Genomic DNA, 16,614 nt, shown 5'->3' with positions numbered 1-16,614 from the left:
CTCGACTTGCATGTATTAGGCACGCCGCCAGCGTTCGTCCTGAGCCAGGATCAAACTCTCCATAAAAAGAAATTTGATTAGCTCAAATTGTTTTGCTGGCATCATGTTTGATGTCCAAAATTTTGTTTCGTTCACTAACTCAAGGCTAGYTACTAAAAACTTTATTGATTACGTTTTGCTTGTTCAGTTTTCAAGGTTCATTTCGTTGCTGTTTTTTCAACAACTCCATTATCATAACTTGTATTCAACAAGAAGTCAACAACTTTTTTTAAAAAATTCTTTATTCAAATCTTTTTTTTAAGCCGTCCTTCTTGTTAAGGACAAGTAATAATATATAATATAGCAATTTAAAAATCAAGCTTTTTTTGAAAAAAGTTTAAAAATCTTTTTATCATCGACTACAAACAAGAGAATTCCTACTATAACAATGAATCCGCCAATAATTTGTGTGGCTATTAAATACTCTTTGAAAATTAGAAGAGCTAAAATGGCCGCGCCAATTGGTTCAAATAATATCGCAATGGAGACTACATTTGTACTAACGTATTTAATAGACCAATTAAATAGAGTATGACCCAATAAATTAGGAATTATCGCTAATAAAATAAACCATATCCAGTCCATAGTAGAATAAGGGCCGAACGATTCCCCCTTAATAAGAACATAGATGAATAATGTAATTGTACTAACAGCATAAACAATCATCGTATATGTCACAAGAGATAATCTTTTCCGTACATCTTGTCCAAATAAAAAGTAAGCTGTAACGAGTGCACACGCAACAAGAGCAAGCATGTCTCCATAAAATGCAGTTCCGCTAAGTTTAAAATCTCCCCAACTAATTAAAATACTACCGACAATAGCAATCGCTCCTGCAAATATGGTTTTCAGAGTAATGTTCTCTTTAAAGAAAAAATATGTACCTACAAATGCAAACAATGGCTGTAGTGTAACCAAAACTGTAGAACTTGCTACAGAAGTGTAATTGAGTGATTCAAACCACAAAATAAAATGGAATGCTAAAAATATGCCTGCAACTGAAGAAAATAGCCAATCACGTATTCTTAATCTCTTTATCTCATGAATGTACTTCCAAACAAACAGAGGAGCCATTATTATCACTGAAAAGAACATACGGTAAAACGCGATAACCCCCGCTTCTGCATTTGCTAATTTTACAAATATGGCAGATAGGGATACAGAAATAACGCCAATAAAAATAGGTATGTATGGATGAATTTTTGGTTTCTCCATAAAATCCAACCTCCGATCAATTTTGTCTCGGCATCATTACGTCTGGATTCAGCTTTGTACTCGGGCCTGCATGAGGGCCGACACGATGTCGGTCATTTCGGTAATGTCAAAAGACATGGCGTTTTTACCGAGGGCCAACACGATGTTGGTCATTTCGGTAATGCCACAGGACGTGGCGCTTTTACCGATGCAGGTCAGTTAGCCGTTATCGCATGGATGCGATGATTTTAGGCTAACATCTTCTAAGGACTCCTTTCCATTCCGTGACATCAGCCAGAAACTTTAACTTATACTCGCATTCATCTCACTACCTATAAAGGTTAAGACAGCTGTAGCTGTCGCTTTGCTTTCGCTACATAAAACATTTGTAGCTGACGTTTCACCTTCGCTAAATAAAACAATTGTGGCTGCAGCTTTTCTTTCGCTACCAAAAATATGTGCTGAAAGAAATTAAAAATACTTATACTTCATTACTATCGTGATGTACAATACAAAAAAGTAATGTACATATAATAATGACACCTTGCATATCTCTTAGCAATACGAAATATCTATGGAGGGTTGCGTATGGAAACCTTGGAAAATATGATTACATATGAAGTTGGCATAAAATTAGTAATTGCAGCCACATTAAGTTTAGTAATCGGTATCGAAAGGGAATTAAAAAAGAAGCCTGTAGGATTAAAAACGAGCTTAGTTATCGCTACATTTAGCTGTTTATTAACTGTTATTTCGATTGAAACCGCCTATTCAACACCCCCAAGGTCAGAAATCAACATTACAATGGACCCTCTACGATTGGCTGCCCAAATCGTTAGTGGAATTGGATTTCTTGGAGCAGGTGTTATTCTAAGACGAGGGAATGATAGTATCTCAGGTTTAACAACTGCAGCAATGATCTGGGGAGCTGCTGGGATAGGAATTGCTGTTGGCGCAGGCTTCTATCTAGATGCTACATTAGCTGTTATTATCATCGTCTTCGGAATTGAGGTTTTATCGCCGTTTCTAATGAAAATAGGACCAAAAAGAATTCGTATGCGAGAAATATCATTGAAAGTTCAGATTAACAATGATGACAATAGTGAATCCTTTTTACAATTCCTAAAGGAAAACAATATTATTATTGAAAACATACGCATTCAAGATGTTCCAAATAATAATAATGTTTATCACGAATTAGATTTACGCTTATCATTAATAGTCTCTGATAACTTACTGTCATTTTATCGTTCATTACGAGCACTACCCTATATAGAAAAAATCAAAATGGAAATTTTAAACTAGTTGGAGGATTCTTTCGTGGTAGAACTATTAAAACTATTAAAAAATGGGAATAAGCCTTCTCTGCTGGCAGCAGTAGTCAATGCCTTTTTAGGAATTATTAAAGGTGTTGCCTTCTCCTTTACAGGTAATGTTGCTATGTTTGCAGAAATGATGCACTCACTAGGAGATGCAGCAAACCAATTATTCGTTTATATCGGCTCAGCGCTTTCGAAAAAAGCACCGACAAAACAATTTCCTGGAGGCTTTGGCCGAATTGTAAATTTAGTTTGTCTTTTTGCTGTTATAATCGTGGCGATCCTTTCTTATGAAACCGTAAAAGAAGGCTGGCATCATTTTATACACCCCGCTGGAGAATCTAAAGGGATGCTCATTGCACTTGGCGTATTATTGATCGGTATTGTTTTAGAAGGGTCAGTTCTTGCGAAAGCTGCCGTTGAAATACTGCATGACGCTGGGCAGGAAAAAACGGGAATAATAACAGCTATCCCTAAAGCTTTCCCTTATTTAAATCGCGCAAAACCAGCAACGAAATTAGTATTTATGGAAGACTTAGTAGCTACAGGTGGTAATGTCTTGGCCTTCGCTGCTATTTTAATCGCACATTATACAGGCTGGACAAGAATCGAGGGGCTTGTTTCAATGATTATAGGCTGTATGATGTTCTACGTAGTAGCAAAAGTGTTCCTTGATAATGCACGTGGAGTTATTGGGGAAACAGACGAAGAAATGCTAAATCATATTGCTCATCTTGTAATGGATGACCCTAATATTAAAGATATTGTTCGCTTAGAGGTCGTTAAAGAAGGTGAATTTTTACATGTGGAATTAGTTGCTGAAGCTGACCCCAACCTATCACTCGCTTTTCTAGATGATGTACGCGACCATTTAACAGAGGTCATTTTAAGTCAGAAGGGCGTATCGAAAGTGGCAATTTTATTTGATGAGGATGATGGGAAACAAGAATGGGTGCACATTGGCGAAAGACCGGAAAACTCAACATTCGAACAATAACTCATTATTCAAAACATTTTAAATAAGATAAATAGCCAATTGCCATATTACAGGCAGTTGGCTATTTTTTATACAAGTACCAGCTAACCCAGTTCTTGTTTAACTTCTTTTGTATCTTCTATTAAGTATCGGAAGACTTCTATAACGGACGTTGCAAAAACATTTGCTGACAGAAGTTATAGGGAGTTTTGCAAAATAGTTCGCACATCTTCTTCCTGTAATTTGTTGAAGTTTCCAAATGGTCCATTTTGCATAGCATGTTCTACAATTTGATGGAATTTTGAATCGTCAATTTCATAATCCGCTAGACTACTTGGAGCTCCTAGAGAAGTCCAGAATGCCGATAAACGATCAATCCCTTCGTATGCAACCTCGTCTAGAGACTTCCCTGTTGCGTCGACACCGAAAACGCGAGTTGCAATGCCTGCAAAACGCTCTGGATTTACGGGTACACTTAGACGCATCCAATGTGGTTGTAATATCGCTAAACCACCTGCGTGCGGAATATCGTAAACCGCAGAGACAGCGTGCTCAATATTATGTGACGCCCAGTCACCACGAGAGCCAATTGATAAGAATCCATTTAACCCAATTGTTCCAGCTAATAAAATCGTTTCACGTAACTGGATATTCTCTAAATCTTCTATTAGTTTAGGTGCTGTTGTAATGACCGTTCGCAATACTCCTTCACACATCTCATCTGTAATCGGTGTATTTGTCGTATTATGGAAATATTGTTCAAATACATGCGACATCATATCAACGATACCGTAAACTGTATGATTTTTTGGTACTGTCACTGTATACGCTGGATTTAAAATCGAAAATTTCGGGAATACAGCAGGGCTACCCCAGCCTAGTTTTTCTTCTGTCGCAGCGTTTGTAATGACAGAACCTGAGTTCATTTCGGAACCTGTTGCAGCTATCGTTAATACCGTCCCGAGCGGTAAAGCGTCTTCCACAATTACTTTACGCTTTACAATATCCCAAGCATCGCCATCATATTTTGCACCTGCGACTATTAACTTAGAACAGTCAATTACGGAACCGCCTCCAACAGCTAGGACAAGATCAATTTCTTCTTTTTTACAAAGATCAATACCAAGTCTTGCTGTTTCCACACGCGGATTTGGCTCAACGCCGCTTAGTTCAAATATTGTTTTATCGGCTTCTTGTAACTTTTCGATAACAGCATTGTATACACCATTTTTCTTAACACTACCTCCACCATAGACAACTAACACCTTTTCACCATGCTGTGCTAACTCATTCGAAAGCTTTTCTAGTGCATTTTCACCAAAATGTAACTTCACTGGGTTATAAAATGTAAATGAATCCATTCAATTCGCCCCTTTCTACTTGGATTTTCTCATATTTATGTTGAAGAAAGCAAAGAATAAAGATCCCTAAACATGAATCATGTAAGGATAAAAAGACCAATCTCCATAGAGCTTAATCGTATTATTATTTTCAAGTTGCTCATTTGTAACAACCGCCATTCCCTGTTTCACAACACTGTCATTATTTTCATTAAAAGTTCAACTGACTCTAACCGTAACTCCCCCTATTGTTGTAGCAATTTTGACATTAGTACATTAGCGGCGTTTCACCTTAGCTAGTATTGCAAATGGATTTCTCTTCATCATCCTATCATGATTTGTTTAATGAGCAATAAATAGGAAGCAACCTTAGAGGAGGCCTCATAAGGTTGCTATATTACTCTTTGAATGGCTTTGTTTTCATTAAACATCATGCATAATAGCTGCCTGTTATGCAATATAGAACTGTTAAAATTATTGGACAGGCTAAAACAGCTGCATGCACTGCCTTGGCTATATCATTTCTAATATTACGGTGTCGCAATACTATAAGTTCCCTTACGTGTAATCGTCATTGTAGTAGGAGTAGAACTTACTTTAACAACCTTATCTATCAAAGCAACACTCAAATACGATTTCTCTGATTCCACTACTTTATAATTAAGTTGTGCAAGCACTGAGACATCTTTAATGGTTAAATCAGTAATTGGATTACCATCTATATCTGTCCAATTGACAAAATAAGCTCTTTTCCCAGGTTGAGAAACATTATATATCTGAGTTTTCCCAACGTTTGCTGGTGTATGTGTCAAATTATACGTTTTGTCTATTAACAAGGTGCTTGTAAGTGTATAGGGAATAATTGTTTTATAGTTAGCTACTAACTGCTGTATTTCATTTGCTGTCAAGTTCGTTCCTTTCATTATCTTTGATTCTGTAACAAGCGGATTTATTATAGAGATATCTCCTGCCGCTAGACCTGTAATACCTGCCGTTGTATAATCTCCGATTACGGCAGTCCCCGCATTAATTTTGGAACCTGATCCAAACGAATAAATACAAATCGCCCCACGAAAAAAAACGAGTCATCCTAATGATATAGGAGTGACTCGTTTTGTATTTATCTATTGAATCAATTATGCCTCGGCATAATTGCGTCCGGAATCGGCTTTGTGCTTGCACAAAGCACTCCTTTCCGATTTCCGTGACATCTGCCGGAGGCTTTAACGTCTTTCAGCTGAAAGACGTTAAACCCATCCACGGAAGCGTGAAGCTTCTGCAGTGCGGCGAACACCTACCATATAAGCTGCTAAACGCATGTTAATGTTACGTGTTGTCGCTGTTGTATAAACGTTTTCAAATGCATCAACCATTTTTTTGTATAGACGTTCTTCAACTTCTTCTTCTGTCCAGTAATAACCTTGGTTATTTTGTACCCATTCGAAGTAAGAAACGGTTACACCACCAGCCGATGCTAATACGTCTGGTACAAGTAAAATACCACGATCAGTTAAAATTCTAGTTGCTTCAGAAGTTGTTGGACCGTTCGCTGCTTCAACTACGATGTTTGCTTTAATGTTGTTTGCATTATCAGCAGTAATTTGGTTTTCAATAGCAGCTGGTACTAGAATATCACAATCAAGCTCTAATAATTCTTTGTTTGAAATTGTGTTTTCAAATAATGTCGTTACAGTACCGAAGCTATCGCGACGATCTAATAAGTAGTCGATATCTAAACCTTCTGGATCATGAAGTGCACCATAAGCATCTGAAATACCGATTACTTTTGCACCTAAATCATGCATGAATTTCGCAAGGAAGCTACCTGCATTACCGAAGCCTTGAATAACAACGCGTGCACCTTTAATATCAATGCCACGTTTTTTCGCTGCTTCTTGAATAACGATTGTTACACCTTGTGCAGTTGCACGGTCACGACCTTGAGAACCACCAAGCACTAGTGGTTTACCTGTGATGAAACCTGGTGAGTTGAATTCATCCATACGGCTGTATTCATCCATCATCCAAGCCATAATTTGTGCATTCGTAAATACGTCTGGCGCAGGAATATCTTTTGTTGGTCCTACGATTTGACTAACTGCACGTACATATCCACGGCTTAATTTTTCGATTTCGTCCATAGACATTTGACGAGGGTCACAGATGACACCGCCTTTACCACCGCCATAAGGTAGATCTACGATACCACATTTCAATGTCATCCACATTGAAAGCGCTTTAACTTCTTCCTCGGATACGGCCGGATGGAAACGAACCCCACCTTTAGTTGGTCCTACTGCATCATTATGTTGTGCACGGTAACCAGTAAATACTTTTGTTGTACCATCATCCATTTTCACTGGAATACGCACTTGTAGCATGCGAAGCGGTTCTTTTAACAATTCATACATTGCTTCGTCATAGCCAAGTCTATTTAGAGCCTCTTGAATGACTTCTTGAGTTGATGTGAACAGATTTAAGTTTTCAGACATTATTAAATCGCCTCTTTATTTTTATAATGATAGTATATCGGCATCATTGTAACATACTTCCGAATTAAAATGTGAACATTTTGTTAAAGTTTAAAAACTTTTTCAATTTGCTCGATTGACCAATCTAAATCCTCTTGTGAAATCACAAGTGGTGGCGCAAATCGAATGACAGTATCATGTGTTTCCTTACATAATAAGCCTAATTCTTTAAGCTTTTCACAGTACGGACGTGCTGCCTCTGTTAATTCCATTCCGATAAATAAACCACGACCACGAACGTCTTTAATGACTGGGTTATTAATTTCTTTTAATTTCCCTTTAAAGTATTCACCAAGTTCGTGTGAACGCTCTGCTAATTTTTCATCTAGTAATACTTTAATTGAAGCAATAGATACAGCACATGCTAATGGATTACCGCCGAAAGTTGAACCGTGTGATCCTGGATTGAACACGCTTAAGATTTCACGATTTGCAGCTACACACGAAATCGGGAATACACCGCCACCTAAAGCTTTTCCTAAAATGTACATATCAGGCTCTACATCTTCCCAATCACATGCGAACATTTTACCTGTACGTGCTAAACCAGCTTGGATTTCATCTGCAATGAATAAAACATTGTTTTCACGGCATAGCTCGCGAGCAGCTTTTAAGAAGCCTTCTGATGGAATAACGATACCAGCTTCACCTTGGATTGGTTCAATTAAAAATGCTGCTGTGTTTGGAGTAATTGCAGCCTTTAATGCTTCCAGGTTACCGTAATCTACTAACTTAACATTCGGTAACATTGGACCGAAGCCACGACGATATTCTTCGTCAGATGATAAAGATACAGCAAGCATAGTACGACCATGGAAGTTACCATTACATGCAATGATTTCAGCTTTGCCATCTTCTACACCTTTTACATCATATGCCCAACGACGAGCTGCTTTAAATGCAGTCTCTACCGCTTCTGCACCTGTATTCATCGGTAATACCATTTGTTTATTCGTTAATTTACCAACAAGCTCATACCACTCACCAAGATTTTCACTATAAAATGCACGAGAAGTTAATGTTACTTTATCAGCTTGTTCTTTTAACGCGGCGATAATTTTTGGATGACGATGTCCCTGATTCACAGCAGAGTAAGCTGATAGCATATCTAAGTATTTGTTCCCTTCTGGATCTTTTACCCAAGCACCTTCAGCCTCTGAAATAACGATTGGTAGCGGGTGATAGTTTGCAGCACCAAAATTTTGTGTTTGTTCAATAACTTGATTTGTTTTTGTCATATAGTATTCTCTCCTTACGTTCATGATGAAAAATCTATGGAAGACTCTGTTTCTCTATAAGTAAAATCAATAGAACAATTTCAGCATTTTCTGAATATAAAAAGCAAGAATCTGCTCACTACTCCTAGGTAAGCCGCCTCGACATTAGCGCCTGTGGTTCTTGCCGGACTCACTTTACCAGGAGGAGTCTCGCAGATTCTCTTATAATTTATGCCTCGGCATAATTGCGTCCGGAGGCAAAACTTCTTCAGTCAGCCGAAATAAGTTATAGCATTTCAGAAGTTGTTTTTGCTTGCATGTGAAGTTGTAGATAGTCAGGGCCACCTGCTTTTGAGTCAGTACCTGACATATTGAAGCCGCCGAATGGTTGGTAACCAACGATTGCACCAGTACATCCACGGTTGAAGTATAAGTTACCTACATGGAAATCTTCACGTGCTTTTTCTTGGTTCATACGATTATTTGTAATAACCGCACCAGTTAAGCCGTATTCAGTATCATTTGCAATATCAATTGCTTGATCGAAATCTTTAGCTTTTGTAATGGCTACAACTGGTCCAAAGATTTCTTCTTTCATAACTCGTGCAGAAGGAGCTACGTCTGCAAATACTGTTGGTTGGATGAAGTAACCAACTGAATCATCAGCTGTACCACCTGCAACAAGGCGACCTTCACCTTTACCAATTTCAATGTACTCTGTCACTTTATTGAATGCTGCTTGGTCAATAACTGTTGCCATAAAGTTGTTGAAGTCTGATGGGTCACCAACTGTTAACGTGTTTGTTAATTCAACTACACGGTCAACAACTTGGTCATAGACATCTTCAACGATAACAGCACGAGAACATGCTGAACATTTTTGACCAGAGAAGCCAAATGCTGATTTTACGATAGATTGTGCTGCAAGTTCAAGATCTGCTTCTTTATCAACAACGATTGTATCTTTACCGCCCATTTCAGCGATAACACGTTTAATCCAAATTTGACCGTCATTTAATACAGATGCGCGTTGGTTAATACGTAAGCCTACATCACGAGATCCTGTGAAGCTGATGAAGCGTGTTTTTGGATGATCAACTAAGTAGTCACCTACTTCTGCACCAGAACCTGGTACAAAGTTCACAGCACCTGCTGGAAGACCAGCTTGCTCTAACACTTCGATAAATTTATAAGCAACTACAGGTGTTGTTGAAGCTGGTTTTAATAATACTGTGTTACCTGTTACTAAAGCTGCAACCGTTGTCCCTGCCATAATAGCGAATGGGAAGTTCCATGGTGAAATAACAATACCAATACCTAATGGAATATAGTCATAACGGTTATATTCACCAGGACGACTTTCTACAGGTTGACCGTTTTTAATACGTAGCATTTGACGACCATAGTATTCTAAGAAATCAATTGCTTCTGCAGTATCTGCATCAGCTTCAGCCCATGGTTTACCTGCTTCTTTTGTTAAAAGTGCAGAGAATTCATGTTTACGACGACGGATAATTGCCGCTGCTTTGAATAGTACGTCTGCACGAATAGCTGGATCTACTTTTTTCCAAGTTTTAAATGTTTCGTCTGCAGCTTGCATCGCTTTTTCAGCTAGTTCTTTATTCGCTTTTGATACGCGACCAATTACTTCTGTTTTCTTTGCAGGATTGTATGAAACGATTTTATCTTCTGTAGTAATACGCTCGCCACCGATAATAAGTGGATAGTCTTGACCTAAATAACCTTCTACTTTATTTAATGCTTCTAAATATGCGTTGTAATTTGCCTCTTGAGTAAAATCTGTGAATGGTTCGTGTTTGTATGAAATCATACTTTATCCTCCCTCGTGAGATGTGTTTTAAGTGTGCAAAAAACGTTGACGCAAAATATCTTTGCGTTTAGAATATTCTTACACTTATTATAATGCAAAATTTTGTTGCATATTTCAAGTAAAAAATTTTTGAGGTGCACATTTTATGAAAAATTTCGAACCCTTACTCCCTTTTTATGAGTTTATTGCAACAAATGTTTCTGTTGGTATTCATGCTGTAGACCTTTCTGGCAAAACAATTATTTATAACTCAAAGATGAAAGAAATTGAAGGTTTCCATTTTGATGAATTAGCAGATCGTTCTGTTATTGAAATGTTTTCCTTCCGTCAGCATGAAAGTACTTTAATGCGTGTATTACAAACAGGTAAAAAGGAAATTAACGTAAAACAAACTTATTGGAATAAAAATGGTCATGAAATTACAACTATTAATGATACTTTTCCACTTTATGTTGAAAATAAACTAATTGGAGCGATTGAATTTGCTCGTGACATTACATCACTCGAAAAGCTTGTTTATCAGCCCCTTCGTCGATATGATGAACCTTTAACATTCGATATGATTACAGCTGTATCCGAAGCGATGCGACAAATTATCGCAAACGCCAAAAAAGCAGCAGCTGTGAAATTACCGGTATTACTAATTGGAGAATCTGGTACAGGAAAAGATTTAGTCGCAGAGGGAATTCACCATGCAGCATCGCCTGACCCTGAAGCATTTGTAACCTTAGTGAGTCGTCGCACTGTTCCATCTGTTTTAGATAAATTGCAGGAACTCTTACAGGATGACAAGGCGTACACTTTTTTCTTTGAACGCATTGACTTTTTAAGTCTAGATATTCAAGAACAACTATTAGCGGTATTACAATCTCTTCCACAATCTAAATACATGCTCATTGGGAGTGTAGGAAGCGATCCCATTACATTGATCGAGGAAAAGAAACTTTCAAAATCACTGTATTATTTCTTTGCTACAATGGCTATTACCATCCCAAATCTAACAGATCGAAAAGAAGATATTCTTCCATTCGTAGATGATTACTTTAACCGCCATCGAGAACGCTTTGCTTCAAATGTCGCGGATCTAGCACCTGATGTACAGGATTTATTTTTGCAATATGATTGGCCAGGAAATTTAAAGGAACTTGAGCTATTACTAGATGAAATTGTGTCGTTTATGACCACTGAATCAACAGTTACCTCAGATTTATTACCAATGCATTTCCGTTTCAAGGTGCAGCAGCAAGACACATCCAATCACGAGCCGGAATTCTTTATGTTCCAACAGCAAAATGATGTTATGCCGCTCGATGCTTATTTGCGTGAAGCCGAATCATATTATGTGCAAAACGTCTTAAATTTATATGAAGGCAATATTACAAAGGCCGCTAGTGCACTTGGAATGAGTCGCCAAAATCTACAATATCGAATTCGAAAAATAAAAAATCAATAATTATATTTGAATACAAAAAAACGAGGGTACCTTCAAATTTGAAAGTAACCTCGTTTTTTTATCCCGCATTAACAGGCCATAATTTATCTATACCGAAAGCGAAACGTCAGGTACAAGACTCCCGCCTCAAAATTCAGCCAAAGCAAAATAACTGCCTGTAAATGCACGATTTGCGAAGACTAATAATCAGTGGGGTATAAAGACCCCCCACTGAATCAATTATGCCTCGGCATAATTGCGTCCGGAATCGGCTTTAGGCTAACATCCTTTATTAACTCCTTTCCGATTCCGTGACATCTGCCAGAGGCATTAACTTCTTTCAGCGGATGTTCTACTGAAAGAAGTTAAAGTTTCACTTTATTGTCCTGACTGCTCGATCCAGTCCTGTAATTTATCTTTTAGGGAATTAAAACCATTCGCATCCGATTCATCTACACGGTCCTGCAATGATTTACGTGGTAGTGGATCTTTTTTACGCAATGTAGTTGGGCGCTCCTGCAAAGCACGAATCGATAAACTAATTTTTTCGGCATCTTCATCGATTTCAAGTATCTTTACTTCTACCTCTTGCCCAACTGACAAAAATTCACTAACGTCCTTTACAAAGCCGTACGTAATTTCGGAAATATGCACAAGGCCTTGTGTATCTTCATCAAGCGCAACAAATGCACCATACGGCTGTATACCTGTAACTTTTCCAGTCAACACGTCCCCTAATTCATATTTTTTTCCCATAAACTTTGCCCACTTTCTTTTTGTTTGCTACGTATATATCACCATAAATTATAACATACGTGTATTAGTGGGGCAAAAAATCTCTTTATTCGTTAATGGCACTAATTAGGTAATGTTGCTCACCATTTTTAGTTACTACAGAGGTTAATTCAAAGGATAATTGCTGGCCAATTACTCCATGCGCCGCACTTTTTACAGTGGCTCCAATATGAAGTGAGTAACCCTCTATTTCATGAAGAGATTTAAAATTCTCCATCCCATCAAACTGAACAACTTTATCTATATCCAAATCGTCAGTTAGTAGTCTTTGAGCCACTTCTCGATCACCAACCCCATGAGCATATAAAAATAAACTAACGATATTTATTGGATTTAATGTATCAATAATTGTCTCGTCCCTCGTCTCAACATACGAAGTATAAAGAGTTTTAGTTTGCTCAATCCAATCAGAATTAATTGCTATACTTGTTCTCCCATCCTCCGTCTGCATATACGTGTCTTCTCGCGCATATAAAATCCCCATCCATATATCATATGGTGTTAACTGTTCTAGAGTTTTGGATTGTCCAGACAACTTTATTTCATCTAGTATTAATTGGGCTGTTTTGCGCATTGCCTCACCATATTCGCCATTCGCAATGATCGTTAGTAGATCCATGTATTCAGGCTTAAATTGACCAGTTTTTGTACGAATTGGATTGCTGTCAGTTCCTTTAAAGATGGCTAGCCACGTATTTTCAAATTCTCCCTTTAATACGTCAAAATCACTATACTCAGAAGGTTTATCCGCTATAAGCGTTTTTTCATAAAGACGCAAAATATTTGCAGAATCCTCTAGAGAATAGAGTAAATCCCCACCAACAAGTAATGAGCCTGTAGCCAAGTATTTAAAATATCCTAATACACTCGGGTGAAGGCGTTCAATATATTCGGGCGCGTCATTCCCGAACACAGGATTAGGTCGAAAACTAAAGCTTTGCCCATTATATTGCAATTCCAAATATTGCTTTTCAGCCGAAGTAATTAATTTATTTAGGTCTGCAGGGAGACTTTTCGGTTTTTGTAATAAAACTTTTTCATACGGAGCAAGTTTATTAGAATAATAGCCTGCAATATCTTCTACTGAGTTAGAATATATACTATAAAAGGAATAAGATTCTTCAAACGACATAGGATTTTCGTAAGTTTCGATACTCTGTATTCGCTCACGTGGTGTTTGTAGATTATCCAATGCATTCTTTTCTAAACTTTTTAAAACGTCATTATTGGTGTTCTGTATGTCTTGAAACAACTCTTTTCTTTTAGGTAATGAGTACGCTTCATTATCTGCAATTTGAACTTTTGATATTTCACTAAACTCTTTCTCCGGAATGTCGAGCTCTTTACGCATTTGTTCACGTTTTTCTTGATATTTTTTTGTGAAGTTTGAAAGCCATTCGTCATATTCTTTTTCTTGTTCTTGTTCAGCTGTTTGAACAAATGTCGATGGATTAATGATATACGACGAAACGAGTACACTTAATAAAAGTACACTTGCAATGCTTACTATCCAGACAGCTGGCTTTTGCCATCTTGAAGGGGGCTTTTGAGTTGTTATTGTTTCTTGTGCTTGTTGTGTTGCATTTTCTGCCTCGATTTGTGCGAAAACGGCTTCTGGATCTAACTGTGATTCCATGCGATCATAGGATTTTTTTAGAAGCTCCATTCGTTTTTCAAATTGTTTATCATCCATTTTCAACACTCCCCTCTTGCATTAACACCGCTTTGAGCTTTTCTTTTGCACGTAATATACGAACTTTGACAGTTGATAACGAAATATTTAGTACCTCGGCTATCTCCTCATACTTTAATTCATGGAAGTAAAATAATATAAGAGGATAACGATATTTTTCATCCAGTTCGTTAATGGCATTATGTAATAGCCTATCCTCCTCAAAATTAAGGGCATGCTTTTCTGCTGAAGATGAGGGCATTTGTTGCTGAGCACTCAGCTTTTCTTCCTTTGCCTGCTCTCGTTGTTCTTTGCGATAATAATCACGTGTTGCATTTAATGTGATTTTATAGAGCCATGTCGTAAAACGATCCTGCTTAAATTGATGTAAAAAACGATAGAGCTTCACAAATACCTCCTGCGAAACATCAGCTAAATCATCACTATGTACACCGCATTGAAAAGCAAATTTTTCAACTGTTCGTTGATGTATTCGGATCAGCTCTATATAGGCATCTTTGTCTCCTTGCTGAGCCCGTTCTATTAATTCAGTTTCTGTCACAGTCATCCCCCCTTTTCACATGTAACGAATGATTTCTCCTAATTGTTACATATTTAAATAGATTTCACTTTTTTGATAATAACTCCAAACGCTAATTTCGTCGCTAAAATTACCTCCGCTGTACAAACAAAATTATTTTAGAATATCTATAAATCATTTTCTGAAATGTGCTTGTGTAACGAGAATATTGCGGTAAAATGAAACTTTAGTATAAGGAGGATTAATTTTTGTGTCTTCGAGAGATCAATTTACATCTAAAATTGGGTTTATTTTAGCTGCCGCTGGAAGTTCTATAGGGTTAGGAGCTATTTGGAAGTTTCCCTACATGGCGGGTACTAACGGCGGAAGTGTCTTTATTTTTCTATTCATCCTATGTACATTTTTCATCGGTTTGCCGGTGTTAATTGCAGAATTTATGATTGGTCGTCGTGGGCAAAAGGATGCTGTCACGTCGTTTAAGGAACAAGCGCCAGGAAAACCATGGTACTTCATAGGGTGGGGTGGCATGATTATAGCTGGGCTAATACTGTCATTCTACAGTGTTGTTGGTGGCTGGATTTTAAGCTACTTGGGGCGCGCCATAACATTCCATCTCAATAGTTCAAATGGTAATTATGCAGATTTATTCAGTAACATCATTTCAAGCCCATTTGAAGCAGTCCTTGTTCAAGGGTTATTTATGTTGTTAACTGTAGTGATTGTATCAGCTGGTATTAAAGGCGGTATTGAAAAAGCTAGTACATGGATGATGCCACTGTTATTCATCTTCTTCATCGTATTAGTTATACGCTCTTTAACATTGGACGGTGCAATGGAAGGCGTCAAATTTATGTTCGTCCCTGATTGGTCCTATTTAAATGCAGAAACATTTTTAAAAGCGCTTGGACAAGCATTCTTCTCGTTAAGTGTTGGGATCGCGGTAATGATCACGTATGCTTCCTATTTATCGAAATCAGAAAAGATTGGAAATTCAGCTATCAATGTGGCATCGATGAATATCATTATTTCTTTACTTGCAGGTCTAGTAATTTTCCCAGCAGTGTTCGCACTTGGCTATACACCTGATCAAGGTCCTGGCCTCGTATTTATTATTTTACCTGCTGTTTTTGAGCAATTACCTCTTGGCGGTCTGTTCTTAACGATTTTCTTCGTACTTTTACTATTTGCAACTGTTACTTCTTCCATTTCCATGTTAGAAATTGTCGTGGCTATCGCAATTGGAGATAAGCATGAAAAGCGTAAAAAAATCGCTTGGATTGGCGGTATTATTATTTTTATCGTCGGTATTCCAAGTGCACTATCATTTGGCATCCTATCTGATGTGAAAATTTTAGATCGCTCTATTTTTGACTTTGTAGACTTTTTAACGAATAGTATTGGTATGCCAATTGGAGCCTTACTGATATCTATCTTTGTGGGCTATTATTATACAAAGGACATTTCTCGTAAGGAGCTTGCCTCATCTAGCCTGATGTTCAATATTTGGTATATTTTAATTCGTTATGTTTCTCCGATAGCGATATTAATTATTTTCATCCAGGGGATTTTACCGTTATTTAAATGACGGATTGTAATATTAAGTGCAACACTCAGAAATCAATATAAAGGAAGCCCATAACGACCTCGTGTAGAATGTAGTTACCACACCAACATTCAAACGGAGGAATCGTTATGAGCTATACCCATCTTACCATATCAGAACGTGT

13 protein-coding genes and 1 rRNA gene are annotated in these 16,614 nt (G+C 37.6%); 4 read left to right on the top strand and 10 right to left on the bottom strand.

Going from position 1 to position 16,614, the window contains the following annotated elements; translation table 11 throughout:
* A 16S ribosomal RNA gene (locus AC1DCY_RS24935) occupies positions 1-66 on the bottom strand; the annotation flags it as partial.
* Between the two features lie 288 nt (positions 67-354).
* Positions 355-1,254 carry a DMT family transporter gene (locus AC1DCY_RS24930; RefSeq protein ID WP_477354726.1) on the bottom strand — a complete coding sequence of 300 codons (900 nt, stop codon included), beginning with the start codon at positions 1,252-1,254 and terminating at the stop codon, positions 355-357.
* 567 nt (positions 1,255-1,821) lie between these two features.
* Here AC1DCY_RS24930 and AC1DCY_RS24925 point away from each other — a divergent pair.
* Positions 1,822-2,538, top strand: coding sequence for an MgtC/SapB family protein (locus AC1DCY_RS24925; protein ID WP_477354723.1), 717 nt, complete (start codon positions 1,822-1,824; stop codon positions 2,536-2,538).
* A gap of 15 nt (positions 2,539-2,553) precedes the next feature.
* The gene (locus tag AC1DCY_RS24920) at positions 2,554-3,549 is read left to right on the top strand and encodes a cation diffusion facilitator family transporter (RefSeq protein ID WP_477354720.1); all 996 of its coding nucleotides are present in this window, start codon (positions 2,554-2,556) and stop codon (positions 3,547-3,549) included.
* A gap of 176 nt (positions 3,550-3,725) precedes the next feature.
* Here the strand turns inward: AC1DCY_RS24920 and AC1DCY_RS24915 are convergent, their stop codons facing one another.
* The 5 genes from AC1DCY_RS24915 to pruA form a co-directional block, all read right to left on the bottom strand.
* Entirely contained in the window at positions 3,726-4,889 is a 1,164-nt protein-coding gene (locus AC1DCY_RS24915) for an iron-containing alcohol dehydrogenase (RefSeq protein ID WP_477354717.1), read from the bottom strand.
* A 509-nt stretch (positions 4,890-5,398) separates the two neighbouring features.
* Positions 5,399-5,791 carry a hypothetical protein gene (locus tag AC1DCY_RS24910; RefSeq protein WP_477354714.1) on the bottom strand — a complete coding sequence of 131 codons (393 nt, stop codon included), beginning with the start codon at positions 5,789-5,791 and terminating at the stop codon, positions 5,399-5,401.
* Between the two features lie 324 nt (positions 5,792-6,115).
* On the bottom strand, positions 6,116-7,360 hold the full coding sequence (locus tag AC1DCY_RS24905) for a Glu/Leu/Phe/Val family dehydrogenase (RefSeq protein ID WP_477354711.1): 1,245 nt from the start codon (positions 7,358-7,360) through the stop codon (positions 6,116-6,118).
* Between the two features lie 83 nt (positions 7,361-7,443).
* Entirely contained in the window at positions 7,444-8,637 is a 1,194-nt protein-coding gene (locus tag AC1DCY_RS24900; protein ID WP_477354708.1) for an ornithine--oxo-acid transaminase, read from the bottom strand.
* 265 nt (positions 8,638-8,902) lie between these two features.
* Positions 8,903-10,447 (bottom strand): L-glutamate gamma-semialdehyde dehydrogenase, encoded by a 1,545-nt coding sequence (pruA, locus tag AC1DCY_RS24895; protein ID WP_477354705.1) that lies wholly within the window; start codon positions 10,445-10,447, stop codon positions 8,903-8,905.
* 145 nt (positions 10,448-10,592) lie between these two features.
* Here pruA and AC1DCY_RS24890 point away from each other — a divergent pair, with 145 nt between their 5' ends.
* Complete coding sequence (locus AC1DCY_RS24890; protein WP_477354702.1) at positions 10,593-11,900, top strand: AAA-type ATPase lid domain-containing protein; 1,308 nt, start codon at positions 10,593-10,595, stop codon at positions 11,898-11,900.
* 357 nt (positions 11,901-12,257) lie between these two features.
* Here the strand turns inward: AC1DCY_RS24890 and yugI are convergent, their stop codons facing one another.
* The 3 genes from yugI to AC1DCY_RS24875 form a co-directional block, all read right to left on the bottom strand.
* A complete protein-coding gene (gene yugI / locus AC1DCY_RS24885; protein ID WP_049669163.1) occupies positions 12,258-12,635 on the bottom strand; it encodes a S1 domain-containing post-transcriptional regulator GSP13 in 378 nt (125 codons plus the stop codon).
* An 85-nt stretch (positions 12,636-12,720) separates the two neighbouring features.
* Positions 12,721-14,367, bottom strand: coding sequence for a hypothetical protein (locus tag AC1DCY_RS24880; protein ID WP_477354697.1), 1,647 nt, complete (start codon positions 14,365-14,367; stop codon positions 12,721-12,723).
* Positions 14,360-14,908, bottom strand: a complete 549-nt coding sequence (locus AC1DCY_RS24875) for an RNA polymerase sigma factor (protein WP_477354694.1) — start codon at positions 14,906-14,908, stop codon at positions 14,360-14,362. The genes AC1DCY_RS24880 and AC1DCY_RS24875 overlap by 8 nt, the downstream gene beginning before the upstream one ends.
* A gap of 229 nt (positions 14,909-15,137) precedes the next feature.
* On the opposite strand from AC1DCY_RS24875, the gene AC1DCY_RS24870 reads away from it, so the two are divergent.
* Positions 15,138-16,472, top strand: coding sequence for a sodium-dependent transporter (locus AC1DCY_RS24870; protein ID WP_477354691.1), 1,335 nt, complete (start codon positions 15,138-15,140; stop codon positions 16,470-16,472).
* Positions 16,473-16,614: the final 142 nt, after the last annotated feature.

Source organism: Lysinibacillus sp. 10T31, from assembly GCF_056394365.1.
The sequence above is the reverse complement of the archived record's forward strand: the minus strand, read 5'-3'. Positions and strand labels throughout refer to the sequence as shown.

Coding starts and splice junctions, on each gene's coding strand:
- AC1DCY_RS24930 (WP_477354726.1), bottom strand. CDS start 1,254: ATGGAGAAACCAAAAATTCATCCATACATACCTATTTTTATTGGCGTT.
- AC1DCY_RS24925 (WP_477354723.1), top strand. CDS start 1,822: ATGGAAACCTTGGAAAATATGATTACATATGAAGTTGGCATAAAATTA.
- AC1DCY_RS24915 (WP_477354717.1), bottom strand. CDS start 4,889: ATGGATTCATTTACATTTTATAACCCAGTGAAGTTACATTTTGGTGAA.
- AC1DCY_RS24910 (WP_477354714.1), bottom strand. CDS start 5,791: ATGAAAGGAACGAACTTGACAGCAAATGAAATACAGCAGTTAGTAGCT.
- AC1DCY_RS24905 (WP_477354711.1), bottom strand. CDS start 7,360: ATGTCTGAAAACTTAAATCTGTTCACATCAACTCAAGAAGTCATTCAA.
- AC1DCY_RS24900 (WP_477354708.1), bottom strand. CDS start 8,637: ATGACAAAAACAAATCAAGTTATTGAACAAACACAAAATTTTGGTGCT.
- pruA (WP_477354705.1), bottom strand. CDS start 10,447: ATGATTTCATACAAACACGAACCATTCACAGATTTTACTCAAGAGGCA.
- AC1DCY_RS24890 (WP_477354702.1), top strand. CDS start 10,593: ATGAAAAATTTCGAACCCTTACTCCCTTTTTATGAGTTTATTGCAACA.
- yugI (WP_049669163.1), bottom strand. CDS start 12,635: ATGGGAAAAAAATATGAATTAGGGGACGTGTTGACTGGAAAAGTTACA.
- AC1DCY_RS24880 (WP_477354697.1), bottom strand. CDS start 14,367: ATGGATGATAAACAATTTGAAAAACGAATGGAGCTTCTAAAAAAATCC.